Consider the following 24042-nt stretch of genomic DNA (forward strand, 5'->3'; position numbering starts at 1 on the left):
AAGAGAGAGATGAGTAATTCCGAATTTAATTCTTGACGAAAATTTGAAGGAGTTTTTGTAATAATAAGCCATCAGACAGACGACTTTATTGAGTTTAAGTTATAACCTGAATCAAACAATCTATCGCAAGAGCGATTATCACCGCCGAATTTACGACAAATAATCCTGCTGCTCAAAATTGTTCAAATGTCGAAACACTCAACAGTCAACAATCACCTGACGGTGTAACCGGAATTGATATGACTTCAGCGATCGCAGCAATGGAAAAAATTGCCATGAAAACGACAACAACTCACTACGATGTCATCATCATCGGGACAGGAGCAGGTGGAGGCACACTAGCTCACCGCTTGGCACCCACAGGTAAAAAGATTTTAGTGCTAGAGCGAGGTGATTTTCTGCCTCGTGAAAAAGACAATTGGAACGCAAAAGAAGTTTACCAAAAGGAACGCTATCACACTGACGAACACTGGTACGACAAAGACGGTAAGGCGTTTCGTCCGCAGACGGGCTACTGGGTGGGTGGAAATACTAAACTGTATGGGGCAGCGTTGCTACGACTGCGAGAGCGAGATTTTGAGCAGGTAATCCACAAGGGCGGTATTTCCCCAGAGTGGGAACTCAAGTATCAAGACTTTGAGCCTTATTACACTCAGGCAGAAAAGCTGTACGATGTTCATGGAGAGCGAGGCAAAGACCCCACGGAACCGCCTTGCAGTGAGCCCTATCCCTATGCTGCGGTGAGTCATGAGCTGGATATGCAGACGATCGCCGATGGCATTCACAAGCTGGGCTACTACCCGTTTCATCTACCATTGGGACTGAAGCTCAACGAGAGCGATCGCACTAAAAGTCCCTGCATTCGCTGCGATACTTTTGACGGCTATCCCTGTCTGGTGGGTGCAAAAGCCGATGCCGAAGTTAATGCCATTCGTCCCACTCGCGAGGCGTACTCTAACGTAACGCTGATGACGAATGCCAAAGTCCTCAAGCTGCACACTAGCGCGTCTGGGCGAGAAGTGACTGCCGTTGAAACTGATGTCAACGGCGAGTTGTATCAGTTTTCTGCTGATATTGTCGTAGTGGCTTGTGGGGCTATTAATTCCGCTGGCTTGCTGCTGCGATCGGCTAATGAGAAGCATCCCAATGGACTGGCGAACAGTTCAGATCGGGTGGGACGCAATTTTATGAAACATCACGCGATCGCACTATTATCAATTCATACTGAACCCAACCAAGCCAACTTTCAAAAGACGATCGCCGTTAACGACTTCTACTGGGGCGAACCGGATTTTCCCTACCCTATGGGCATGGTGCAAAATAGCGGAAATGTGCTACCAGATATGATTCCGGCGGAAGCGCCCCCACTTTTAGCACCCTACGTGAAATTGATTCCAGGCTTTGAACTCCACCTGATGGCTGAACGATCCGTGGGGTGGTGGTTGCAAACCGAGGATTTGCCCGACCCTAACAATCGCGTGCGTGTTGTCGGTGACAAGTTACACCTGGATTACACCCTGAATAATACTGAAGCTGCCGATCGCCTGGTTCATCGCTGGACATCGGTGCTAAAGTCGATCGAGCGAAATGCCATGCACGTCATCCCGTTTAGCCTCTATCCCCGCAATAACATTCCTTTGCAAGCTGTGGGCCATCAATGTGGCACCTGCCGCTTTGGTAGCGACCCCAAAACCTCAGTATTAGACCTCAACTGCCGCACCCACGATGTTGATAACCTTTATGTCGTTGATGGTAGCTTTTTCCCCTCCAATTCTGGAGTCAACCCGACACTGACGATTATGGCGAATGCTTTGCGCGTTGGCGATGCCATTGCAGAACGTTTGATATCGTTTACGGTTGTTTCGGAATGACTTAAACGCAGAGGCCGCTACGCAGGCGCAGAGGAAGAAAAGAGAGAGATGAATAATTCCGATGCCAACGGATTTGATTCTTCAATCCAAAATCCCAAATCTCAAATCCAAAATAGATTGACGGTGGCTCCCAAATGCGGCTGCGCTGGCGTTGCTGAATAGAGGTATGACGTATAAATAGAGGGGATTGAATACTGCTTAAAATGAATAATTACTTAAATAGGGAATCGGCACATCATCGAATTTCAGATAATGAATTAGTAACTTAATAGAATATCTCAGCAACTTGTTGTCTAATTTAGAATAACACAGAGTTTTTCTGTGCAGTCGAGCTATCCGGATGTCTTAATCTTGTGTTTTTACCTTCAACTCGGGTCATGTAAATTTTACAAATAATTTAGTCTCCTGCGGGAATAAACATTGGATAAACTTTCGGGCCATCGGTGACATAAAAATAGCATTGCCATTGACTAACGCGCCTCCCATAAAGGCTCAAATGTTTTGGCACGCACAGTCTCCTAGTACCCACCCCAAAATACCTGTCCTAAAGTGGTCTACTGCCCTCGATCGCCAAACTTTTTTTTTAAGCCCACAAATGTTTCTAATTCATCTAGTTCTCCTACAAGAGGGAATTATTTCTGGGTCGTAAGCCGTTGGCAGTAATGCTCCCACCTGCTTAACCCAATTAATAATTGTTGTATGATGAACACCTTTGACTCTCTCTATGGCTCGAAATCCCATACCATTGACATACATTTTGAGGCATTCCTGTTTGATTTCTGGAGCATAACCTTGATGGGTTTGATAGCAGTCTAGGAATTGCCGACCACAATCGACACAAATATAGTTCTGTTTGCCTTTTTTATGCCCATTTTTATTGACGTGAGTTGACTTACATTCAATACATTCCATAGATTTTAACTTGCGGTTAGTTACTTTGATTCATTTCTCTCTCTCTCTATTTATCATACCTTGACTCAGCAACGCCAATCGCATTTTTTGGCAGCGTTTTCACCAAGCTCCTCCATCCGCCAGTTCCAAGCGGTAAGCATAAGTGTGGACGATCGCACCCGAAAGCAACGATTTCACCATCACTCGAGCGCCTGAGACAGCTTTAACCACATATTTTTGAACCTCACCAGCAAACCGCACTAGCGCGCCCACTTTCAATGAGTGTCCTGCGATCGCAGCTTCCTCTGCTGGTGGCACAGCCTCCGATATATTTATATTCTTATCCGACCCTGTGTCGCCAGGAATCGCTTCCAAACAAGGAGCCGCAGCTTCTGCCAAAGAGATAGTCTTCTCATCCCGCTGCTGCCAAGCTGCAAAAATCGCCGACCTGCCGTCGTTGGGGAAATGGAACTGGTAAACTCGAATGCGCTTAGACTTGCCCAAAGCATCTCGTTCCTCCGACCTTTCTTGGCGAACCAGTCGCAGGGTAAAGCCCAGCTTCCCCTTCAAAACGTACTGAACCACCTCCATTGGCTGGGCATTAGGGTGGACGCTGATACCCAGAAAATCCTTCACGTCCGCAGAATACTGCTTGACCCTTTGAGCAAAGGCTATCACCTCCGGGTCAGTCCCTCGATACTCCCTGTCTGAGTCAAAGAACTCCATCAGTCCCAACTTCTTGAGAGCTTCCACAGAAGCTTTCAGGAAGCGCAAATCTTGCGGGCAAACCTTCCCTTGACCCCTTTCTTGATGCCCCGCCAAGTGATTTTTATCTCGTTTCCTGACAAACTCTGGGTCATGGGTCAAATAGTAATGCAGGCGAATTTGAGGCAGCCAGCCGTCGTCGTCCTTCAATTTCAGCTCGGGCGTCACCGACACCCCATAAGTCTCTTGCAGTTGGTACTTGCGCTCTTGATTGAGTTCGCCCCGAGTCTTGGAGCGCTTGTCCTTCAACTCCAGATACTCAGACAGAGTAATATCAGGAGCATCAGCAACAGCATCTGCTTCTACCCTGCTGTTCTCTCGCTGAATTGACTCAGCCTCTTTCTTAGCCAGAGCAGCTCCAACATTTCGGAGATTTAATTCATTTAACCCAGCATCAACCTTCTGGGCAACCTGCTGCAATAGCTTCCAGTTTTTAACCGCGCTGGCTGCTATTTGCTGCGCTAATCCCTCTAAAAGGAGTTGTTCTAGCTGATTTTCTCGGCACAGTTTTACCTGAAACCCTTCAGCTTTTAGGCTGTACCTAATCGCCTCCCTGTAATGCCACATTCCGGCATTAATTCTAGCAGCCATTTTTGCCCAAGTTCTCAGGTGAACCGGGTCGTGGGCCGCGTCGATGTCGAAGTCAACTCCTTGCAGCAAGCGGATGTTGGCTTTGATAACCTTCTGCTGGGAAGCGAGGAGAGCTCGATAAGAAGCGTTGCCGTTGCCAATTTTGCCAATGCCAAAGGGCGCAGTCCAGACAAAGATTGGAACATTTTCATCCCTGACGCGAGCGAGACTTTGCAGGGCATCGTTGACGGCAATTGCTCCTTTGAAAATGCCGAATACCGCTGCAAAATAACCGCGAATGTCGATGCTAACTCCTGTGCCAATGGTGGGGCTAGCGATGATGATGTCGTAGTTTTGAATGGTGGCATTAAGATTCTCAACGCAGCCACAAGCGGGGTGGTTGGGTTCGGCTACTGACTCGCTATCAATCCTGAGAATGCGCTTGTCTGGAAATCGTTTTTGCAGTTGTGTTTCTAGGTTGCGACACGACCATTTTCCTTTGACTTTTTGGGAGTCTTCAGCAACCATAATGTGAGGCTTATCTCGATCGAGCGGGCAGCAGAGGGCGCGACTTTCAAGGTCGCAGCCGGTGACTTCTCGCGACAGAATTTGCTCCATTTGAGCGAATAGTGGTGCGGGACTTTGAGTGGCGTACAAGATCGCGTCCCGCTCTTTTTTAGGTTTCCATTCGTTGACGGCAATCCAAGGTTCGAGAGGGATGCCAGCAAGCGCCTTCAAGTAGTCGATCGCGCAATCAGATAAGTCAGCATCCTGGGCAACGATTAAGCCGCCGGTGGTTAAGACGGTGCGAATGAGTTCTTGCAGGGTTTGCAAGATGGCGACGCGGTTTTCGCGGCAGGTGCTGGAGTTCAAGGCGTGCCAGATGACTTGTTCGCACTCATCAATGAGGACGATCGCCCCAGACCAGTTTTCGGGGTTGAAACGGGCCATTGAGTGGGGGTGGAGGCTGTCTACACACAAGCCGTACCCGAATAATTTGCCTTCCGGCGAGTTCTTGGTTTCGTCGATGTAGTTGATTCCCAACCCGGCGCAGATGGCGCGGCCGAGCTGAATCCTGTGGGTGATGACTAGCACGCGGCGTTCGCCCGTGTTGAGGGCGTGGGAAACCAGGTGGGCGAGGGAGCGGGTTTTGCCGGTGCCTTTGGGGGATTTGATGCAGGCTAAGCCGGCCTCTGGATAGGGGAGTTCTCCCAGATAGCGAGAATTTAGCGTTAAAGACGCGGGATAGGTTAAAAGCCATGATTCCCTATCCTGCCAAAATTGGAAGCCTCGTGCTGCGTTTTTGAGGGCAATGAGCGCATCCTCGCCTCTGGCTACCACGAAATCGTCGATGCCTTTCTCCGGTCCCGGCAGAGTGATGACGCTGACGGAGCATTTGGCGGTGGTGAACAGGCGGCCGAGTTTGTCAATCTCGCGGTTGACGTTGAGGACGGTAGAGTGCTTGCTGTCGCGATCGAAGCCGATGTAGATTTCCCGCCCTGGGGTGGCGAAGTGTTGGAGTTCGGGGATGAGATAGGGGTTGCACTTCTCCCCTAGCGCGTTCTTGGTTCTGACGCCCATCGTGACGCCGGGGAGGGCAACGGCCGCGTAGCCCATTGTGAGCAGGCAGGCGGCTTTTTTTACGCCTTCGACGATGGTGACGGGGATGTTGTTGTCCCACACCCATTGCCAGAATTGAGGCGGGTTTGGGGGAGAGGGAGCCGGGGAGAGGGGGAGAGGGGGAGATTTTCGTCCTCCATCTCCCCTCTGCCCCTAGCCCGTGCTGCCCCTAGCCCGTGTTGCCCCTCTCCCCCTCTGCCTCCCTGCTCAAGAGCTCCCCTGCTCCCCCTCCCCCCCTCTCCCAAATCCTCTAGGTCGATGGGGACGCCGTGGCGTTCTGCAACTTTTGCCCAGATGTGGTCTGGGACTTGCAGGAAGAAGGCTCTGGTGGGGGTTTTGGGGGGGTGTTCGTATTTGACGGGCTTGGTTTTACCGTTTGGGTCGAAGCTGTTGCGGGGCTGATAGGGTTTGAAGCAGCCCCAATACATGGGCTGCCAGTTGTTGAGGGGGTCAAGGCCCGAACACCACCAACCACCGTGCTCAATGTGGCTGTAGTGTTTTCTGGCCCACCGCCATTGTGCGTCGGGGTGGACTCTGCCGGAGGCGGCGTTAATTTCGTAGAGGAGGTAGGCGTAGGGGGCGTCGCCACTAAGAGTTTGCACGTTGAGGGTGAAGATGGCGGAGTCTACGCCGCTTTCTTGCCATTCAGTGAGGGCGGACTTAGACAAGACCATAACGCACCCCCATGTTGGCTGTGTTGACCTTCTGGCCTAGTAGCAATGCGAAAGGCACTCCAAGTTGCACCCGAATCTGGCTACCGCCAGAGCGCCTCATGAACGGGTCAGATGGGGTTAAGTGGACTATGAGTCTCTGTGAGGACTGATTTTGAAGGTCAATGCCTGTGCTATCTCGATAAATCTTCACCGGGCTATTCCTTGAGTGGGGAACATCCCTTTGTCTCATGTTCTGAAAATCGCTGCTTGCACGCCGATCAAAGATAATTAATTAATCGTTAATCCGCGCGTAGTAAGGTTCTGAAATGCTTGCTAGTCAAGAGTTTCAAAATTGAGTTGTCACCAGATCCGGGAGTTTTTGTCACCAGATCCGGGTGTTTTTGTCACTAGATCCGGGTGTGTCAGTAGTAAAGTCATAAGCCTTGCCTGGTAAAAGTTTGAAGGTGATTTTGAGGTCATTTTTGCCTTACTACGCAAAACTCCAGCCTTACTAAGCTTGGGGCTGGAGTTGGGGTCAAGGGGACGGGAAGCTAGATTGACAATTCTGGTAGCACTTTAGGCAAGATTTTTTTGAGGTGGGCGGCGGTTTTGGGGCTAATTGGCTTGCCGCGCTGAAGCTGTGAGACTAGCTGCTGAGATATGCCCAGCTTTTCGGCGATGACTCTTTGCTTCGTCCAATCCTTTGCTTCACAAGCCTTCTGTATCGGTTCCCACTCTAACGGGGCAGCAAATGCTGATTTCCGTTTCCGGGGCAAAGATGCTGATTTTTTAGCAGCTATCAAGGCAGGAATTTTACCGGGAGGCTTGATGGTGACGCCAGCTTCTAGCAGTAAATCAATAATTCTTTTTTTGCAATCTTTGGGTTTACCTGTTGTACTTCCAGGAGGCAACCATTCTGGGTAGGTTTCAGAGTCATATATAATCTGCCAATCTAACTCAGCTAGCTGCATTAAGGCTTTATCCCAACGTTGCTTCAGCTTACCAGCGTAGCGATGATCCTTACGGGCTAATTCAATCTCATTTTTCGGCATCACCATCTCTAGCACGGTCTTAACCGTGTATTTCCCATTTGTATGAATGGCGCTTTCTGTTGTTATATTGATGGCAATTAAGAATGCTAGCTCATCATGATACGGGTTCATTTTGAGCGTCGCTTCTGAAATCCAACCAAATTCATATAAGGCAACTGGAGGTCTGGCATTCTTGCCAGGTTTATTAAAGAAAAACTCAGCCCATCTACCCGCCCGAATGAAGGCTACTATTTCTGTTGGTTCATCAATTTCATCTGTGAAAATGTTACGCTGCCCGTAGCGCTCCACAGCAACGTCCCAAATGAGGGAATTCATATCGCATCCTAGCTTCCCGATATTCCATTTAATGGTAGCGTCCAGCCTTCTCAGAAGCTTCAGGCATTGCTCTATCCTGAGTAACTTCTGGGAAGTGGTCATATCTTTACGCTCACCCCAACCCATTAAGTCTATGAGGTTAGTGCCACCATTTTTCCCAGTTCCAGCTAGCTTAATTTCAGTTCTCCAAGGCACAGCTTGTTGAAAAACATAGGCAGATAGTAAACAGTGGAGTTTGGCAGTATCTTTCCCCAAATTGCCAAATTCCTCAATAATTCCCCAGGCGGCCTTGCCTGTAAAGTAAAAATATTCTTTAGTAACTGGGTCTTTATCCTTTAAGGCTAACTTAACAAAACCCGTGTTGTAATTATCTCGAAAAAACACATTTTTATGGGCATCTTCTTGCCAATCCCAAATTCGTAATAAGGACTTGCAAGCCGTTCTAGGAGGGGCTGAGGTGAGTATTTGAGTGATTGTGGTGCTGATAAATACCTGGGGTTCGGTTGCGGGAACTGTTTTTGAAGCCAGCCCCAGCATAGCGGTTAACTCATCTAGTGTCCGATTGGATAAATCGAGTGGCTCTAGAAAAATTAAAGCTGAATCAAGTGCCACGTTTTTCCATAAATTTTCCTCGGTTCTACCTGCCTGAAGCCAGAGGGTCAGATGATTTAATATTTCCTCTGCTTTTGTCAAGTAGAAAGCATCATCAACTATCTGCTCTTTGAGAAATTTTTCGAGTTCATCAACACACTTATGACTAAAGCCTTCTAATGTTTCATCCCTTTTAGTAATTTCGGCATGAATCCCCATTGCTACATTCAAGGCCAAAGTTTCTAAAAAATTACTCTGGCGTAGCTTCTTGGCGTACTCTTGAATGCGGTTGCCATCTATCGTGGTGGTGGTGGTGGTAGTAGATAACTCCATAGCCTAGCCTCTTCATGCCAATAATAGTTACAGGTTTGATAGACAAATATCTCACTTGCTTTATCGAACGGTTTTGTAAGGAGTAACCCGAACTTTCTGTACTACCACGCCCTGTATCCCCAAAGCATTTGCGTTCCAGTGGTGGCGAGAAATAATGTGTTTTTCCACTAACTTCACGATCGAAAGCTCTCCCATATACTGTCCCTATTCGCTCGTTACTACAGTTTACCATAACGCTATTATTTTAACATTGTCCAGTAATAATTTCCTGCTCTATCGCTGTTAATTTATGCCCGAAACTAATACTATTTTCCTAAAGTCCTGCTACAAATATGGCGTCTAAAATAAATTGCCATCCCGTCAAAGAAGCAATGAATTCATTAGTCAACTTTTTTAACTCTTTTTGCACCGCCGCTCTTAACTCTTCTATTTGTTCAAACCTCAACCATTTCAATTGTTCTTTTATATATCCCCAGAGTCTTTCTATTGGGTTGACTTCCGGACTGTAGGCAGGCTGAAACAGTAAAAGCACACTAAGACGGTATACTGAGATTTAAAGAGTTATGAAAGGGAGCATCCCGGTTTTGCAAATATGCAGAAGTATGATATTTTTGTAAAATTTTTCAACCTCCCTACTAGAACTTTGCCGAAAAATCGGTTTTAGGGTCAATGAGTTATTTTATATTCGGCGAATAATAGAATGGCTCAAGAGTTACAATAGTCAAGGAATAATTTTTAGGAATCCAACATGACACCGGACGAACAAGAACGTTTAGAAGCCTATACTGCTGAAATTGCCAAAACTTTATATAAAAACACTCCCCCCGAGGCATTAGATAGCGAAAGAAAGCATAGAAAGACACCTTAGAAAACAATGGCTTGAAATGGTGGGACCCCAAGTCGCTTTTTTTTATCAAAGAAACAACGGGAACAGAAAAAGGACGTCCCCGCACCGTAAAAAGCTGTGTGGGTGAGTTAACAATAACTGACAAACAAGCGGAACAATTAAACCTCAAAAAATCGACTCAATTAGCTCCATTTTTTGAAAAATGCTGCCTGCGACAAGTAGCCAACTTATCATATTCCAAGGCGTCCCAAGAAATTGAAGTACAGACGGGAGTTAAGATAGGTCATACCACTTTACATAGATTGGTAGAAAACCAACAATTGGTTGAACCAAGAGCCGAATTTCCCATTAAAGAAACCAGCGTAGACGGAGGGAAAGTTCGGATTAGAGGACCAAAAGGGGAGGGGTGTCACTGGCTTGATTATAAAGCTGTTCGGCTTCATGACAGCTTTTATGCTGGATATTTTCAAGAAAATGAAGTCTTGATTGATTATGTCAATCGTCAGCCGTTAAATTCCCTAGTCCAGATGAGTAAACTCGTAAAAAAATCCTTCTCCTGTTAGCGGCTCTACTGCTCCGTACAGCCACATATAAATAAAATCCCATTGTACTTTTCCTTGCGGTTTGATTCCGCGATGAGTTAACTTTCTTCTCTGAATTGTATGTAACCCCATCCGACTTTCATCTTCACTCCCATATCGCACTTTTTTCCACGGCTTTAAAAAGCTCTCACTCTGACGAGCGACTGCTTTTGATTAGAGATGACAGTTTTTTTAAAATTCTTCTACTACTCGCAACTTTTCTGTTTTTCACTCACGGGACGCGGGACTTTTAATTTCCCTTTTAGCCGATATCTTGTCCACTGGTGTACTGTCCGATATGCCACTTTTACTTCACAGCAGCTTGTCAACCATTGATGTACTTCTTTGTAGCTACTGAATCCTTCTGGGTCTTGCAATTCCTTTGATAACTTCTCTATAGTTTCAGGATTCATTATTTTTGGTCTTCCCGAACGAGGTTTCTGGAATAATAATTTTTCTATTCCTCCTTTTCTATAACTAGACAACCATTTTTGTACCGTGGTACGATGTTTCCCGTGCGCCGCACAGCAGCAGACAATACGGTTTCTACCGTTTGGGTTTTGAGCCAATACAGAAGAAGCAGTTTTTCGTGGCGGTGAGCGTCTTTCTCTCTCCCCAGAAGAGCTTTCAGTTCTTCTTCTGTTTCCCGGATATCAATTTTAACCACTCCTGACATTTTTCCGACTTCTGTTTGGGTACTAACTTACAAAAATGACCTCTACTAATTGTAGCACTACTTTAGGAAATTGGTATAACACTGGTCGATTAGCCTTTAGGGATTGAGCCTTAGCCTTGTATTTATTGAACAAAAGGTGCGCGTTCGGCGTTAAGAGTGGCGATCGAAAAGTTTCGCTCACCAACCAATTAACCAGCCCGCTCGTTTACCCTCTGAAACTTATAACAATGCTTTTGCTCGCCGACTGCAAGGGCATTTTTTTTGCATGAGTGAGGGAAGCTCTTTTCCAAAAGATTCATAACTTTTTATTAATGAGGAACGAAAATAGCAAAAAAACTTGCAAGTTGAATCAAAAAATAGTATAATTAAATTGTTACGAGCGCAAGTTATATTTAATCGTGCTGTTATGGTGGCCCTTGAACCTGTTACCTTCGGAGACATCATCGACGCGATCGCTACCTTGCCGATTATCAACTTTCCCGAGAATTCGAGTCAGTTGAATAGCAATAAGCGGGAAGTAAGTTGCAACAAGCGCCTCCGATTGCCCAGAAAGCGATTGAGCCGAATTTGGTTGGCCATCAAAGAATAGAAGCCAGTTAGCCTACTTGACGTAAACCCCCTTTCGTCCAATAATGAAGGAATTTACGCTAAGAGGGCTGCGCCGTGAAGGTTCTTGGGAATGGGCGCGCTAAGATTTTGACGCCCGCAGAAATTGACCGACTGTTTGACCGGGGTTTTATTACAGCAAGGGACAGGCTTTTGTTTGCTGTAACTTTTTACTGCGCCTGCCGCATTTCAGAGGCGTTAGCTTTAACAACTCACGACATTGTTGGGGGGTCAGTCACGTTGCGGAAAGCGACGACAAAGGGGAAATCAGCAACGCGAACGCTGCCGCTCCATCCTATGCTGGCTAAGTATTTAAAGGCTTACAATCCAGATGTAGGTTTTTTGTTTCCGGGGCGAGACAATACGAAGCCTTTGACTCGCGCCGCATCGGATGTGATTTTTAAAGAAGCTTGCAAGCGGGTAAGAATTAAGGGGGCTTCAACACATTCGATGCGGCGGACGGCGCTGACTAATTTGAGCAATGCGGGGGTGCCGCTGCGGGTGATTATGGAGATTTCGGGACACAAAAATTTGTCGAGTCTCCAGCGCTATTTGGAGGTACAGCCGGAACAGCTTGTCAAGGCGATCGGGCTCTTGAAGTGAGGCGACAGAGTTCAATATTTTCCTGTCTGTCCTTCAATATTACCGGAGTTTATAGATATTCCGAAACCGACAGCATTCAGCATCAAACAGCAACTTAACCGTTCCCGTTCCGCTATTGCGCCCTTTCAATCCAATAATTTCAGCCATTCCCCGATCGGGAGAATCAGGATTGTAATAATCGTCCCTGTAAACTCCAAGCACAACATCCGCATCCTGTTCAATTCCACCAGAGCCACGCAAATCCGATAAACTTGGACGCTTGTTCGTGCGAGTCTCTACCCCCCGATTGAGCTGAGAAAGCAGCACAACCGGCGCGTCAACCTCGCGAGCCAAAATCTTCATCTGCCGCGTAATTTCGCTAATTTTATTGACAACATTTTCATCCGCCGAATTCACCATCAATTGCAAGTAATCAACAATTACCAAACCCAATGGGCCGCGCTCACAAACAAACTCCCTAACTCTGGAACGAATCTCCAAGGGAGACGGTTCCAAACTTTCGTCTATCCAAAAATCAGCATCGCTAACTTTCCCTAAAGCCGAAGCTAGGACTTCGTACTTACCAGCTAGGTTAACTTTCCTGATATCTTTCACCGACACCCCACTCTCAAGTGCCATTAGTCGCGCTGCCAAGTCCCGACCTGGCATTTCCATCGAAAACATCAAAACTCGACCGTTCGTGGGAAGGGAAGCAATGTTGTAGCCAAGGGCACAAGCCAAAGCTGTTTTGCCGCTGCCGGGGCGACCTCCTATGACAATCAATTCGCCTCGGTAGAATCCCCCTCCCAATAGGTCGTCGAGGTCGTAAAACCCTGTGCTGATTCCAGGAAAGTAGTTAGCAGTCTCCAAGCGCTCTTCCTCAATTTCATCTAGATATCGCCAAAGCTCTCCGCAGTATTCGGAGAGAGGTCGAATAGCTTTTTGTCGCTCTTCTCTGTACTTATTGAGGGCAAAAATCTTTTCCTCGGCTTTATTTAGTATCGCATCCAATTCGGTGGAAGTCTCGTAGCCAAGCTGCACGATGTCATTGCCAACTTTGATGAGTTCGCGCCGGACAAACTTGTCCATGACTAGCAAGGCATACTGGTCGATATTGACGGCTGAAACAGTTCGGTCTACCAGCATTACCAGTTTGATTTGACCTCCTACTACTTCCAGCAGGTTGTGGTTGTCGAGGAAGGTGGTGATGTTCATCAAATCTGTGGGCTGTTCTAGAGAATGCAGCACCAAAGCGGCCCGATAAATATGTTGGTGGACTGTAATTGCCAATGCTTCGGGACGCAGAATATTTGCGATTCTTTTAATGGCTATTGGATCGATAAGAATTCCACCTAAAATTGCTTCCTCTGCATCAATATTGCTCGGAATAATTTTGTCAACAAAACTGACTGCCATGTCGGGTATTCTCCTTTGATATTGTTGCTAATTCAACTGTGCGAAAAGTTGTCTAAAAGATTAAAAGCTGTCTAAATGGGTTGGATGATCACTGTTTTCACAGAAGAGCTAAATAGCTAAGTAGTAGACAATTTGTTCACAATTTGTTTTGCTTGCTGAGGAAATCGCTGTATCCACTGCAAGTAAATTTGCTGCTGAATACCTAGCGCTGCGAAAGCTTCTTCGCCTAGTTCTTGGAACTGTTCGGATAACTTTCGGTGAGTTGTTAATGGCATATACTGAGGGTCAATATAATCCTCAGTTATTCTTGTTGTCTGTGCAGAAGGAGAATTTTTTGGAGTTGGAGAAGAGCCTGCTGAAGCTGGAGACGAAACAACATTTGTTGGGTTCGAGTTTGGAAAACCATTAGTTTTTCCCCACCAACGACCGCGCAAACAGTCAACAATCCATCCTGAAGGGTTAGATATTTGCTTTGTTTGGCTTCTGATTTGCAGCAGGTTTATGGCTGCTTGAATTTCTTCTAAGTTGTACTGGAGGACGCAAACTCTCAATTCGGGATTCATCCCTCCTGTGGCTTGCATAACTATCTCGACAATCTGAGTCGCATCGGGGTTGGTAATTGCAATCGCTTCAGAGTTAGGAATTGCATTAGGGTTGGCAATTTCAGTCGTTTCGCAATTGACAATTGCAACCACTTTGATAATTTCAGTTACATCAAGGCTGGAAATTACAACCGCTTCAGAATTGGAAATTACAACCGCTTCAGAATTGGAAATTGCAACCACTTCAGAATTAGAAATTGCAACCACTTCAGAATTAGAAATTGCAACCACTTCGACAATTTCAGTTGCATCGGGGTTGGCAATTGCAACCGCTTCGACAGTTTCAGTTGCATCGGGATTAGTAATTGCAATTGGTTCGACAGTTTCAGTCGCATTGGGGTTGGCAATTGCAACCGCTTCGATAATCTCAGTCGCATCAGGATTAGTAATTGCAATTGGTTCGACAGTTTCAGTCGCATCGGGGTTGGCAATTGCAACCGCTTCGACAATTTCAGGAACTTGGGGAGTAACAGGTGAAGATGTTTCAGGACTTAACGGAACAGCTTTATTGGTAGCTATTGGTGATTTGGCGGTAGAGATTGTTGGATTGTCGAGGCTGTTGAGTTCTGTCAGCAGTTTTTGCGGGGGTTTAGAGGTCAAACCTATTTGTTCTGAAGTGCAAGGCATTGCCACATCGACTGCCTGACTGTTATCTGAATTAATTCTCAGACATTCAGCGGTTGGGGCGGAACATTTATTTTCACTAGGGGTTTTTAGTTCTTGTTCTGAATTTTTATTTAATTCAGTGCTTTTAGATTTGAGCCCAGTTACAAGCTGTGGTTTTTTATCTGGTGAGGTTAAATTTTCTTCCTCTTGAGAAAAATTTAAAAAAACAGCAGCAACATTTTCAGTGCTTTGCTGTTCTTTTTTATCCTCTGTAAAGAGTACGGCACCATCAGGGTTTGAACCCCCTGTTTGCTCAATTTTTGGCTGGTTCAGTCGATTTTTTGACGGATTGCTCAGTTTTTGGAATTTTGAATGGGTATGAGTGAAGGGGCGAACGTCGCCCAGGTGCTGCACTGCTATGCGGAAAATGCCACGCCCGTAGTTTTTAAGGATTTTGACCAAACCAAGTTTTTCGAGCTGCTTCAGGGCTGTCCGCCTGGTGTTGGGGCTGTAGGGTTTGCCGTTGCGGACTCTTGTGGCTCGTTTTTCGCCCAAGGGGATGCAGTTGATGTCGATTTCCTCTGGTTTGCCGCCGATGCAGGTTCTGTACAGGTAGAGGGCGAGTTTGACGGCGCTGGGGGTAGCTCCTTCTAGTATGTCGGCTAGGGCTTCATAAATTGCGGCGTGTCGGGCGAATGGCGGTTTGTGCCAGGTAGTTGTATCTGCAACCATTTTTTATTCCGGGGTAAAAATGAGCGTGTTACTTTTAGCGACTGTAGTGGTCGCTAGAAGCGTGCGAGAGGGGTTGTTATCAATTTGGTCGCGGGGTATCCGCTCCCGCTTGCAGCAGGAAGGCGGGATGCGCTCCATCGCGCTGCATTGGCGATCGATCGTCGAGTGCGCGATTATTTTTTCCATCCTGCCAGGTCGATCGTCGCGGGATGTGGTGGCGGATCAGTCTTATCAGACTTATAAGAGTTGTAATCAAAAGCTGAAACTCAGATACAGCAAGAGTTTCAAAAAATCATAATCCCGGGATGTGGATGAGATTATCCTGGGATGTGGATCAGATTGTCCTGGGATGTGGATGTTTTTGTAATCAAGCTCAAACCCTTACATTGTCGGGGTTTGAGCTTGATTTTTAAATTTTTTTTTGTGATTACACGGCTGCTGTCGGCTTGATTACGGCAACTAGCCCTTTAGGATCGCTGGATCTCGCTAATTCTGAAAATAGGAGTATTTGAATGCGTTTGCCTGCATAGCTATCCGCGAGATACTGGACAAAACTGGACAACCAGCTCAAATCAGTAAAGATACAGCCCGGTAAAGTCTGGACTGAGGTTACGTTAAGAAAGTCATGACACCCGCCAGATACGCAGCCAGCCCCAGGCTCTGTCGCTGCGATCGCTCAAATTGAATAACAACTTGAATAACCAATTTTTTATTGCTCGGGCGTAGAGAATTTTTGCTTGCTGTTGATTAGTAAGGCTTTTGCTGGGTAACATCAAAATTCTCCAACGTGGCTAAAATCGACACAGCCCAAGGTCAAAGTTTTTTATCTGCTTGAAGTCACGATCGTAGGATAAAAAACAGTAACCCAATCTATGAGCAGCTTTGGGTAAGTTTTCCGAAGCAGCGACCTGTGAGGCGACGAGTCAGTTTGGTACGAGTACCGCGCACCAAAACTGAATTCAACAGCCGACAAGTTTCAAACCCCCATCGATCTAAAATCTCCAATCTCAAATGCGATCGACTTCACTCAGCGATATCCAATAGAGCGAGCAATTTAGTCTCTATTTCCGGGCTGACAGTCCGCTGACCGCGCTCTATCTGAGCAATCAGCGACTGTGAAACCCCCAACCAACCAGCTAATTTTCTCTGAGTCCACCCCTTACCTTCACGGGCTTTTCGCACGGAAGCACCTGCTATCGAGAGTGGTTTTGCCGAAGCGCGCTTTAATTGTTTGGGTTGGGTCTTCTTTGAGATTAAAAGTGGGATGGGTTCTGGCTGAAGGATGGTAATTTTGGCCGCCAGCCAGCATTCCAGGTAGCCTTTTGGGTTTCTTTCCTTGTTCTCAGGCTGAAGTTTATCTGGATAAGTTTCCGGGTCAAATTCTATTTGCCACTCCAGATTCATTAATAGTTTTAAGGCACTATCCCAGCTCTGCTTTAATTTGTAGGCTTTGCGATTATCGCTGCGAGCTGAGTCAATTTGTGGAGATGGTAAAATCGCTTTTAGTAGCGTTAAAACTCGGTATTCACCACTGGCGTGAAATCGGCTTTCTATGGTGACATGAATTGCTAGTCTTAAGGCAAATTCGTTATGGTACGGATCGATTCTCAGCACTTGCTGGGAAAGATAGCCAAACTGATATAACGCTTCTCTCGACTTGGCTCCAGCTCGGTTCAAAAAATCCTGAGTCCACAATCCGGGTTGGACTGTGATGTAGATTTCATGGGGGTTGTCTATCTTACCTTCAAAATTTAACTGACCTTGGGGTTTGATGTAGACATTCCACATTCTCCCTACAGGAGCACTAGCTATAATTTGCCCTTTCTTGTTCATTCCCTCAATCCAAACAGCTTTGACCAACAAACAATCAAGGGCAAATGCTGTATTAGCAATCTCTAGCAGTTTTTCTATTTGAGTTTTTTTGTGATTTTTATCCCATCCCATTTCCTTAACAATATCGCTGGCTTTTAGTGTAAAGCTGCTGTGCCAAGGAGTCTCTTGTTTCATGGTGTGAGCTGCAAAAATAATGTGCAATTTTGCGCTGGTAAACCCAAACTTATCAATGATTTGCTGGGCTTCGTTCCAAGGCAGCAGGGTAATGTCACCTGGGCTGGAAATGTAATGCTCGATATAATTGTTTGAGTTACCCTTTGCTTCATGTTGAAAAACAGCAATACTGCTGGCAGCTTCATACCACAAATCAGGTCGGATCTGCGCGCGGAGACTGGAAGCCATCAGAGCTGCTGTTGGAACAGCTTCTACAGATTTATTCTTGAATAATGGGGGTTCGGTTACTGGAATTGGAAGGGGTGCAAGTTCTAAGATTTTTGCCAACTGAGCTGCTGATAGATTTTGTATATTTATTTGTTGTAGTAATTCATCGGCAGCATGATATCCACACGCACTAATTATCTGAGATTCTGTCCGGGATTCGGATTTGGGTAAGGATGCGTCAGGGTGAAAAGCGATCGTTCCAGGCAGAATATCCGATAGGTTTTCTCCTCGCTCGCAGATATCTAATTGATTCAGTATCCACTCTGCATTCTTTTCCAGAAAATCAGATATAAAGTATTTCTCGAATGTTTTTTCAATAGTTCCTAATAATTGTGGGGTGATTTTTAAATCGCGATACGGTAAGTGTTTTATTCCACTGTTTTGAGATATAATTGTTTTCAAAACATGATGCAATCGGGTAGCAATATTCACTAATATTGAAGATAGGAGTTTACCTTCTCTACCTAGTTTGAGAGCGTATTGTTGGATGCGATCACGGTCTCTCATAAGGACAATGTGTTTTCAGGTTGCCACATATATCGAATCAAGCAAGATTTAACCCGCCGACTATTAATGGTAAACTCCTCAAGGCGATCGGTGCTTGCTACAACCAACAAAAAGCTGTTTTGCGATCGAAATTACCGTCAGACAGAACAACTTATCAAAAAATTCAAAAACTGACTCACAAGCTTGCATTGCCTCATGGATAACTACCTCCACAATGCAATTCGTTTATTATAGATTGTCTGGCAGCTAATCAGATCGAAGGCGATCGATAAAAACGATGGGTAGAAACAGTCGATCGATTTCAGCAGACAGCCCCATCGAAACTTTGTTGTTATACCAAATTCATAAAATATCGCTAAATATCTACCCCCTCAACTCCCCCGTTCGAGGGGAGGAGTTAGAACTGCCTCTGTAGCAGAAATTTATGAAATTGGTATTATTCCCCACCATTTTGTTTCAAAACCGCCTCAATTTCCGCCAGCTTTTGGCGCAAAACCTCCTGCAACTCCACCAGTTGTTCAACCTCAGCTTGCTCCAACACTTGCGGTGACAGCTTTTTCAAATTCCCGGTTGCCAACTTGACCTGCTTGAACGGGCGGGCTGCTCCTGGGAAATCATCCAGAGTGGAACTGATAATTTCTTGCACCAATTTACGAGTTTGGGTCACTGACAATTTATCGGCAATAACTTGATTAGTTGTTTTAACTCTAATCGGCAGCGCTTCTTCCTCTGGCAAGACTAAATTTTTAGCAGAGAGTTTAGAAAGAGCCATTGCATGAACCCCTTTAAGTCCTAATTGCCTGATAGCAGTCTTAAGGTCATCAGCCAAAGACAGCATCGGGAAAATGTTGGCATCGATAGAAGCGGGATTGAGCTGCAAATCCAACAGTGTCCGCAAAACGGCCAACTCTTGTTCATCCAAACCCAAAGCGGCCAAACCCTGTTGCTGCTCGTCAGGTGCCACCGTCACCAACTCGGAAACCAAGTTCATCCGTTTTTGCGCGTTCAAGCGTCGCACCACTGTCGAGAGAATGCGGGGGATAGTTGCAGCTTCCAAACCCGTATTTTCAGACAACTCCCGCACAATAGCTTCTGCTTTATCGAGGGGATTGAGATCTTCCCGGTGCAGGGAAGTCAGCAGTGCTTTGCGGTGCAAAGCCGCGGGTTCTGGAACGATCACAGCTTGTAAAGTTTCCCAGCCCAGATTTTTAGCGCTGCGCCAGCGCCGCTCTCCATCGAATATCACCAAATCCCCCCGTTGAATCAAGATAATGGGTTGCAGTTGTCCGTCACTAGCGAGGGAACGGGACATGGACTCGATACTTTCCGGCAAAAATGTCTGTCTGGGTTGTTCAGGATTAGGCACAATTCGATCTAGCGAAATGGAGAGGATACCGCTTGCGGACTCTAATTGTTCTCGCAGGGCGGCCAGCGGATTTTCCAATTCGGTCGATCCTGATTTTCGCAGTTCTTCAATCTCTGCTTTGAGTTGCTGAATCTCTGTTTCAGCTTCAGAGAGGTGCATTGACTGCTTAGCAGATGAAAAATAATTTCCTAGGTCTGGAGCTTTACGGGTGGCCATAGCGATTTGAGAATGAAGTGTGGAAATAGCATTCAGGGAAACGAAGAACTCGTTTTTGTGCGAAAGCAAGTTGCGAAATAAGCAGACTGCTGGGATAGGCCGCAGCAAGAGAAACGAAGAACTTGTTTTTATGCGAAACCAAGTTGCGAAATAAGCAGATTGGTGGGATAGGCCGCAGTAAGAGAAACGAAGAACTCGTTTTTGTGCGAAAGCAAGTTGCGATCGCGAATCAAACACTATTTCTTTTTTTTTCCTTTTTTGGCAATAGCCGGAGCAACTCCATTTCCCATTAAAGTAGCTAGGTGCTTAACAATCTCTTTGAAGTCGCCTAAAGCTGGGTGAAGCGGGCGATAAAGGTGTAATGGCAACCCTTGACCGCTGGCATTGACAAATTCTGCACTGTCCCGAATAGGTGGAAAAACGCGGATATTCATCTGCTCTAGCTGGGCTGGCAAGGACTCTAAAAGTTGTCGGTGGACGGCTCGTTTCGTATCGTATTGGTTGGGTACAAACCCTAAGATTTCTGGTTGCGGCTTGAGGCGTAATTGTTTGCAATGGTGGTAGTACCACTCCAGCAGGTGAGCTGCTCCTTGAATTGATTTTGGTTCGAGCTGTACGGGCACTATTATATGAGTGCAAGCAGTTAGTGCCATCAAGGGCAAGGGGCCGAGGGTAGCGGGGCAGTCGAAGATAATTAGGTCGTGATCCATTGGATAGTCACTCAGGCAATCGCCCAGAAGATAAGCGCCACGCTTGTGCAGAACTAACTCGTCTGCTGTTTGCGTCAGCGTCATTCCGCCTTGACAAACGGTTATATTATTGGTGTGGGAACTCCAGCTAGGAGTAAGAGGCCAAGAGCCATTGAAGCTTTCTCGCATTATGGCGGACAGTGTGTGTTCTGGCTCTGGCGGATTTAGACCGCAAAAAAGGGTCAGGGAGCCTTGGGGGTCGAGATCCATAATGGCTACTTTCAAACCCCTTAACCCCAGTTCGTAGGCGAGGTGAACTGAAAGTGTAGTTTTGCCAGTGCCGCCAGCATTGCTGATGACTGCTAGTCGAATTTGCATGGTTTTGAATTAAGTAGATGATTTAAGTATGATATATCGAGAGTCGGCATCAGATATCGATATATGAGAATATCACGGTAAACCACCGTTGGGCCCCCCGTTGAAGCCGCAAGTTAATATTTAGTCGGTCGAGCAGAATCTCGTCAAGTTTAGTACCAGACAAGACAGTTTAAAAGGATGTTCGTTCGATCGCTCGATTGAAACCGAACTTCATATATCAATATCTGAGCTACGTTATAACCGCCGAGTTAACTTTGAAAACCATCTTGGGATGGCGATCGTACAATCTACCTAAATGCAATCAAACTTCATATATCAATATCTGAGCTAAGCGAGCGCGATCCAACTTTTTGGGAAGAGCTACGAAGAAACAAGAAGTAATCGCCAAAACTTCTAATGTCCAGTTAAGTCTAGAATTAGGTAGTCATGGGTAAGTATTACAGAACGGAACAAAGGTTATTATTGTTGTATCTGTTAGGATCATCCCAATTTAGTAAAAACAGGAGTGCGAGCCGGAGTTCTCTTTCGCGAGATAGAAATGCAAGCGAGCAGGATGCGTGTACTCCTAAAAAACGCTCTTAGGTTAAAGCACTGACTGAGAAAATTCAGGTAAATGTCAATGTGTTTATCTAAATCTAAGTATAAAGTTAGAACGACGGAGTGAAAGGGTGCAACTATGTCTTATAGCGAATTTTCCCTAGATGATATTAAAAATAAACTCGGGTTGACAATTCGAGAAGTCTCTGAAGTTATTACGGCTGTAGAACCGATCGAACCCAGTCAGCTTTTAAAGGAAACCTTAGCAGAAAATATTCCCTTAGCCTTGGGAATCGACACGGAAAAAGCGCGCTCAGAGATGATTGTCGCTCCGGTATTGATTGAACTCCGCAGGCGCTGCGATCGTCAAATCAGCCTCTTTTCCGGTACGGAATTCAATATCGATCGAGTCAAAGGACTCAACGGTGTCTGTGACTTTATGATTAGCCATTCACCAGAACAATTATCTTTAAACGCCCCTGTGTTTACACTTGTCGAAGCCAAGAATGACAATATCAAATCTGGAATTGCCCAGTGCATTGCTGAAATGTTGGCAGCCCAGATGTTTAATCTTCAAAAAAACAACAGTATTTCTTGTGTTTATGGTGCCGTTACAACCGGCAGTATTTGGAAGTTTATGAAACTCGAAAAAAGTACGGTTTATATTGAAACAACAGAGCATTTTATTGAAAATATTCAACTAATTCTAGGTATTTTAATGCAAATTGTTCAGTTGACTCGCCCAACCCTTCCGTGTTTATGAACTCCTGAAATTTTACAGTCTATGACTTCCCGATCGTGATAAAATAAAAGTCTGGGAAACCACACTAAATTCCAGTGGTTCGTGCAGCCGGAATGTTCCGAGTGTTGGGATTTTGATTGTATTCCCAGCACGAGCGTAAAACTTTTCCGTTTATCGCACAAGCGACGCTCTGTTGAACGGTTGACTGGCTTCAGTTTTCTTCATGCTCTCTGGCCGAAATGGACTGCCGAAATTCATATATCGATATCTGAGGTACTGGTTCTAAACAGGGAGGTGGATTAAATAAAAAATTCTCTGGACAATACCGGATAATACCTCAGTTAACTTTGAGAACTGTCTTGGGATTTGGCGCTCGTACAATCTGCCGAAATGCACTTCTGAGTTAAATCGCTGATAATATCTAAGCTCATATTGTCAACTAATTTAGTCAGAGCCACAGCAAGAGGCTTCTGCGACAGGGGGATTCGCTCAATCAACAGCCTTACCGCTTGCTCGTCTCCACAAGCGGCTGCTTTATAAAGCTTCTTAATCGACTCCCTCGGCAACACAGATAGCGACTCAGAAGTCAGTTGCATAACAGGCTCATCCTGTTCGGACTTCCTAGACGACTCCTCTTCATAGATATAGCGAACTCCCAAATGAAGCGCCATCTTCTCAAAAATTACTGTTTCTCGGAACGGTTTGGCAACAAAGTCATCGAAGCCATTCGACAAAGCGAGTTTCTTGGTTTCAACAAACGCATTAGCGCTCAAAGCAATAATTTTTGTATTGGAGCCGTCAGGCAGAGAACGAATTTTTCGAGCAGCTTGAAAGCCGTCTAAAAGCGGCATTTTCAAATCCATCCAAATTAAATCCGGCTTGTACTTTTGCCACAATTTAACAGCCTCAGTTCCGTTATCCGCAAACCACAAAAGAAAGCCGGCTGACTTCAATATCTGAGTTAGTAGCAACCGATTTGCCGACTCATCGTCCGCTACCAGAATGCGATAATTTTGTTGGTTGGGTGCCAGTCCATTCACTTGTTTTTGAGGCTGGATGTCACGGACTTCGCTCTGTGTTGCACGACTCACTTTAATGTAAAAACTGAAAACCGTTCCTTTCCCCACAGAACTTTTGACCTTGATATCGCCACCCATCAGCTTGACGAAAGAGCGGCTGATGGGCAATCCCAAGCCCGTTCCCGTTTGTGATTTCCTGCCAGTTGCTGTTTGCACGAACGGCTTGAACAAACTGCTAAGCTCGTCAGGCGCAATACCAGGACCTGTATCCTTCACTGAGAACTGGAGAAAGAATTTGGGTAACGGTTTTTTTGCCAGTGGCTGAAGGCATTTTACAGTCAGCTTCACCCTACCCGCCTCAGTAAATTTAACAGCATTACCTAACAAATTAATCAAAACTTGACGCAGCTTGCTTTCATCAGTTCGGATGTATTGCGGCACATCAGAACTGCGTTCAAAAACAAGTTGCAAGCCCGACGACTGAGTTTTGAGCTGAAATAAAAGTTTTAAGTCATCGAGCAAACTGTACAAGTCAACAGCAGTTTCTTCGAGGGTGATTTGACCTGCTTCAATTTTGGACAGCGACAAAATATCGTTGATTAGTTTCAACAAATGCTCGCCGTTGCGATTGATAATATTTAAACTCGGCTGCTGTTCCGGGGCAGTTTGTTTGGAGCGGACAAGAAGGTGGGCAAAGCCGATAATAGCATTGAGAGGCGTTCTCAATTCGTGGCTCATGTTCGCCAGAAAGGTACTTTTAGCGCGATTGGCACTTTCGGCTGCAATTTTAGCTTGTTTTAGTTCCTTTGTTTTCTGTGCAACTTGCCACTTTAAATCGCCAGAATATTCTTCTAACCGCTGGCGAGATGCTTTTAACTGGCCATTCATGCGCTCGAAAGCACAGGCTAGGGCTTCGAGTTCGGCAACACCGCTACCTGAAACTGTTGAGTCGAAGTCGCCACCAGCTATCGCCTCTGTTGCCGAAATTAACCGCAGCAGCCGCTG

General features: G+C 45.9%; 21 protein-coding genes and 1 pseudogene. 8 read left to right on the forward strand and 14 right to left on the reverse strand.

The genetic code is table 11. The annotated features are described in order from the left end of the window. Window positions 1-239 precede the first annotated feature (239 nt). Entirely contained in the window at window positions 240-1871 is a 1632-nt protein-coding gene (locus QUA56_RS29170; protein ID WP_333365229.1) for a GMC family oxidoreductase, read from the forward strand. Between the two features lie 198 nt (window positions 1872-2069). On the opposite strand, the pseudogene QUA56_RS29175 reads toward QUA56_RS29170, so the two are convergent. Together QUA56_RS29175 and QUA56_RS29180 are read right to left on the reverse strand one after the other, a co-directional pair. Beyond that, window positions 2070-2783: pseudogene (locus QUA56_RS29175) on the reverse strand (IS1 family transposase). Window positions 2784-2882: 99 nt separating this feature from the next. Further along, window positions 2883-5780 (reverse strand): plasmid replication protein, CyRepA1 family, encoded by a 2898-nt coding sequence (locus QUA56_RS29180; protein ID WP_333365230.1) that lies wholly within the window; start codon window positions 5778-5780, stop codon window positions 2883-2885. A gap of 206 nt (window positions 5781-5986) precedes the next feature. Here QUA56_RS29180 and QUA56_RS29185 point away from each other — a divergent pair, with 206 nt between their 5' ends. Beyond that, window positions 5987-6418, forward strand: coding sequence for a hypothetical protein (locus QUA56_RS29185; RefSeq protein WP_333365231.1), 432 nt, complete (start codon window positions 5987-5989; stop codon window positions 6416-6418). Between the two features lie 503 nt (window positions 6419-6921). Here QUA56_RS29185 and QUA56_RS29190 read toward each other — a convergent pair. The 3 genes from QUA56_RS29190 to QUA56_RS29200 form a co-directional block, all read right to left on the reverse strand. Beyond that, window positions 6922-8661: a helix-turn-helix transcriptional regulator gene (locus QUA56_RS29190; protein ID WP_333365232.1), complete on the reverse strand. Its 1740-nt coding sequence runs from the start codon at window positions 8659-8661 to the stop codon at window positions 6922-6924. Window positions 8662-8721: 60 nt separating this feature from the next. Continuing rightward, window positions 8722-8856 carry a hypothetical protein gene (locus QUA56_RS29195; RefSeq protein WP_333365233.1) on the reverse strand — a complete coding sequence of 45 codons (135 nt, stop codon included), beginning with the start codon at window positions 8854-8856 and terminating at the stop codon, window positions 8722-8724. Between the two features lie 118 nt (window positions 8857-8974). Beyond that, window positions 8975-9193 (reverse strand): transposase, encoded by a 219-nt coding sequence (locus tag QUA56_RS29200; protein ID WP_332946632.1) that lies wholly within the window; start codon window positions 9191-9193, stop codon window positions 8975-8977. 347 nt (window positions 9194-9540) lie between these two features. Here QUA56_RS29200 and QUA56_RS29205 point away from each other — a divergent pair, with 347 nt between their 5' ends. After that, on the forward strand, window positions 9541-10071 hold the full coding sequence (locus QUA56_RS29205) for a hypothetical protein (RefSeq protein ID WP_333365234.1): 531 nt from the start codon (window positions 9541-9543) through the stop codon (window positions 10069-10071). Window positions 10072-10295: 224 nt separating this feature from the next. Here the strand turns inward: QUA56_RS29205 and QUA56_RS29210 are convergent, their stop codons facing one another. Both QUA56_RS29210 and QUA56_RS29215 read right to left on the reverse strand, forming a co-directional pair. After that, a complete protein-coding gene (locus QUA56_RS29210) occupies window positions 10296-10574 on the reverse strand; it encodes a helix-turn-helix domain-containing protein (protein WP_333365235.1) in 279 nt (92 codons plus the stop codon). Further along, window positions 10547-10765: a hypothetical protein gene (locus QUA56_RS29215; RefSeq protein WP_332986362.1), complete on the reverse strand. Its 219-nt coding sequence runs from the start codon at window positions 10763-10765 to the stop codon at window positions 10547-10549. Before QUA56_RS29215 ends, QUA56_RS29210 begins: the two co-directional genes overlap by 28 nt. A gap of 406 nt (window positions 10766-11171) precedes the next feature. Here QUA56_RS29215 and QUA56_RS29220 point away from each other — a divergent pair, with 406 nt between their 5' ends. Together QUA56_RS29220 and QUA56_RS29225 are read left to right on the forward strand one after the other, a co-directional pair. Then, window positions 11172-11354, forward strand: a complete 183-nt coding sequence (locus tag QUA56_RS29220) for a hypothetical protein (RefSeq protein WP_333205728.1) — start codon at window positions 11172-11174, stop codon at window positions 11352-11354. Between the two features lie 74 nt (window positions 11355-11428). After that, entirely contained in the window at window positions 11429-11974 is a 546-nt protein-coding gene (locus QUA56_RS29225; RefSeq protein WP_193976340.1) for a tyrosine-type recombinase/integrase, read from the forward strand. A gap of 39 nt (window positions 11975-12013) precedes the next feature. Here the strand turns inward: QUA56_RS29225 and dnaB are convergent, their stop codons facing one another. Next, window positions 12014-13369: a replicative DNA helicase gene (gene dnaB / locus QUA56_RS29230; RefSeq protein WP_333365236.1), complete on the reverse strand. Its 1356-nt coding sequence runs from the start codon at window positions 13367-13369 to the stop codon at window positions 12014-12016. A gap of 116 nt (window positions 13370-13485) precedes the next feature. Beyond that, a complete protein-coding gene (locus QUA56_RS29235) occupies window positions 13486-15309 on the reverse strand; it encodes a hypothetical protein (RefSeq protein ID WP_333365237.1) in 1824 nt (607 codons plus the stop codon). Window positions 15310-15328: 19 nt separating this feature from the next. Between QUA56_RS29235 and QUA56_RS29240 the strand changes: the two genes are divergently transcribed. Then, window positions 15329-15607: a hypothetical protein gene (locus tag QUA56_RS29240; protein WP_333108125.1), complete on the forward strand. Its 279-nt coding sequence runs from the start codon at window positions 15329-15331 to the stop codon at window positions 15605-15607. 325 nt (window positions 15608-15932) lie between these two features. Here the strand turns inward: QUA56_RS29240 and QUA56_RS29245 are convergent, their stop codons facing one another. Then, entirely contained in the window at window positions 15933-16082 is a 150-nt protein-coding gene (locus QUA56_RS29245; RefSeq protein ID WP_333365238.1) for a hypothetical protein, read from the reverse strand. A 250-nt stretch (window positions 16083-16332) separates the two neighbouring features. Continuing rightward, window positions 16333-18090: a helix-turn-helix transcriptional regulator gene (locus tag QUA56_RS29250; protein ID WP_333033765.1), complete on the reverse strand. Its 1758-nt coding sequence runs from the start codon at window positions 18088-18090 to the stop codon at window positions 16333-16335. 20 nt (window positions 18091-18110) lie between these two features. Here QUA56_RS29250 and QUA56_RS29255 point away from each other — a divergent pair, with 20 nt between their 5' ends. Next, window positions 18111-18293, forward strand: a complete 183-nt coding sequence (locus QUA56_RS29255) for a hypothetical protein (protein WP_333033763.1) — start codon at window positions 18111-18113, stop codon at window positions 18291-18293. A gap of 233 nt (window positions 18294-18526) precedes the next feature. On the opposite strand, the gene QUA56_RS29260 is transcribed toward QUA56_RS29255, so the two are convergent. Beyond that, window positions 18527-19672: a ParB/RepB/Spo0J family partition protein gene (locus QUA56_RS29260; RefSeq protein ID WP_333365239.1), complete on the reverse strand. Its 1146-nt coding sequence runs from the start codon at window positions 19670-19672 to the stop codon at window positions 18527-18529. A gap of 236 nt (window positions 19673-19908) precedes the next feature. After that, complete coding sequence (locus QUA56_RS29265; RefSeq protein WP_333033761.1) at window positions 19909-20739, reverse strand: ParA family protein; 831 nt, start codon at window positions 20737-20739, stop codon at window positions 19909-19911. Window positions 20740-21415: 676 nt separating this feature from the next. Here QUA56_RS29265 and QUA56_RS29270 point away from each other — a divergent pair. Then, window positions 21416-22039: a hypothetical protein gene (locus QUA56_RS29270; protein ID WP_106331512.1), complete on the forward strand. Its 624-nt coding sequence runs from the start codon at window positions 21416-21418 to the stop codon at window positions 22037-22039. Between the two features lie 320 nt (window positions 22040-22359). On the opposite strand, the gene QUA56_RS29275 is transcribed toward QUA56_RS29270, so the two are convergent. Then, on the reverse strand, window positions 22360-24042 hold a 1683-nt coding region (locus QUA56_RS29275), incomplete at its 5' end, for an ATP-binding protein (protein ID WP_333365240.1).

Origin of the sequence: Microcoleus sp. N3A4, assembly GCF_036701805.1 — a bacterium.
Classification (GTDB): Bacteria; Cyanobacteriota; Cyanobacteriia; order Cyanobacteriales; family Microcoleaceae; genus Microcoleus.

Excerpts from the sequence above, each read along its gene's own strand:
- QUA56_RS29170 (WP_333365229.1), top strand. The coding sequence starts at position 240 with ATGACTTCAGCGATCGCAGCAATGGAAAAAATTGCCATGAAAACGACA.
- QUA56_RS29190 (WP_333365232.1), bottom strand. The coding sequence starts at position 8,661 with ATGGAGTTATCTACTACCACCACCACCACCACGATAGATGGCAACCGC.
- QUA56_RS29195 (WP_333365233.1), bottom strand. The coding sequence starts at position 8,856 with ATGGGAGAGCTTTCGATCGTGAAGTTAGTGGAAAAACACATTATTTCT.
- QUA56_RS29215 (WP_332986362.1), bottom strand. The coding sequence starts at position 10,765 with ATGTCAGGAGTGGTTAAAATTGATATCCGGGAAACAGAAGAAGAACTG.
- QUA56_RS29220 (WP_333205728.1), top strand. The coding sequence starts at position 11,172 with ATGGTGGCCCTTGAACCTGTTACCTTCGGAGACATCATCGACGCGATC.
- dnaB (WP_333365236.1), bottom strand. The coding sequence starts at position 13,369 with ATGGCAGTCAGTTTTGTTGACAAAATTATTCCGAGCAATATTGATGCA.
- QUA56_RS29235 (WP_333365237.1), bottom strand. The coding sequence starts at position 15,309 with ATGGTTGCAGATACAACTACCTGGCACAAACCGCCATTCGCCCGACAC.
- QUA56_RS29240 (WP_333108125.1), top strand. The coding sequence starts at position 15,329 with ATGAGCGTGTTACTTTTAGCGACTGTAGTGGTCGCTAGAAGCGTGCGA.
- QUA56_RS29245 (WP_333365238.1), bottom strand. The coding sequence starts at position 16,082 with ATGTTACCCAGCAAAAGCCTTACTAATCAACAGCAAGCAAAAATTCTC.
- QUA56_RS29250 (WP_333033765.1), bottom strand. The coding sequence starts at position 18,090 with ATGAGAGACCGTGATCGCATCCAACAATACGCTCTCAAACTAGGTAGA.
- QUA56_RS29260 (WP_333365239.1), bottom strand. The coding sequence starts at position 19,672 with ATGGCCACCCGTAAAGCTCCAGACCTAGGAAATTATTTTTCATCTGCT.
- QUA56_RS29265 (WP_333033761.1), bottom strand. The coding sequence starts at position 20,739 with ATGCAAATTCGACTAGCAGTCATCAGCAATGCTGGCGGCACTGGCAAA.
- QUA56_RS29270 (WP_106331512.1), top strand. The coding sequence starts at position 21,416 with ATGTCTTATAGCGAATTTTCCCTAGATGATATTAAAAATAAACTCGGG.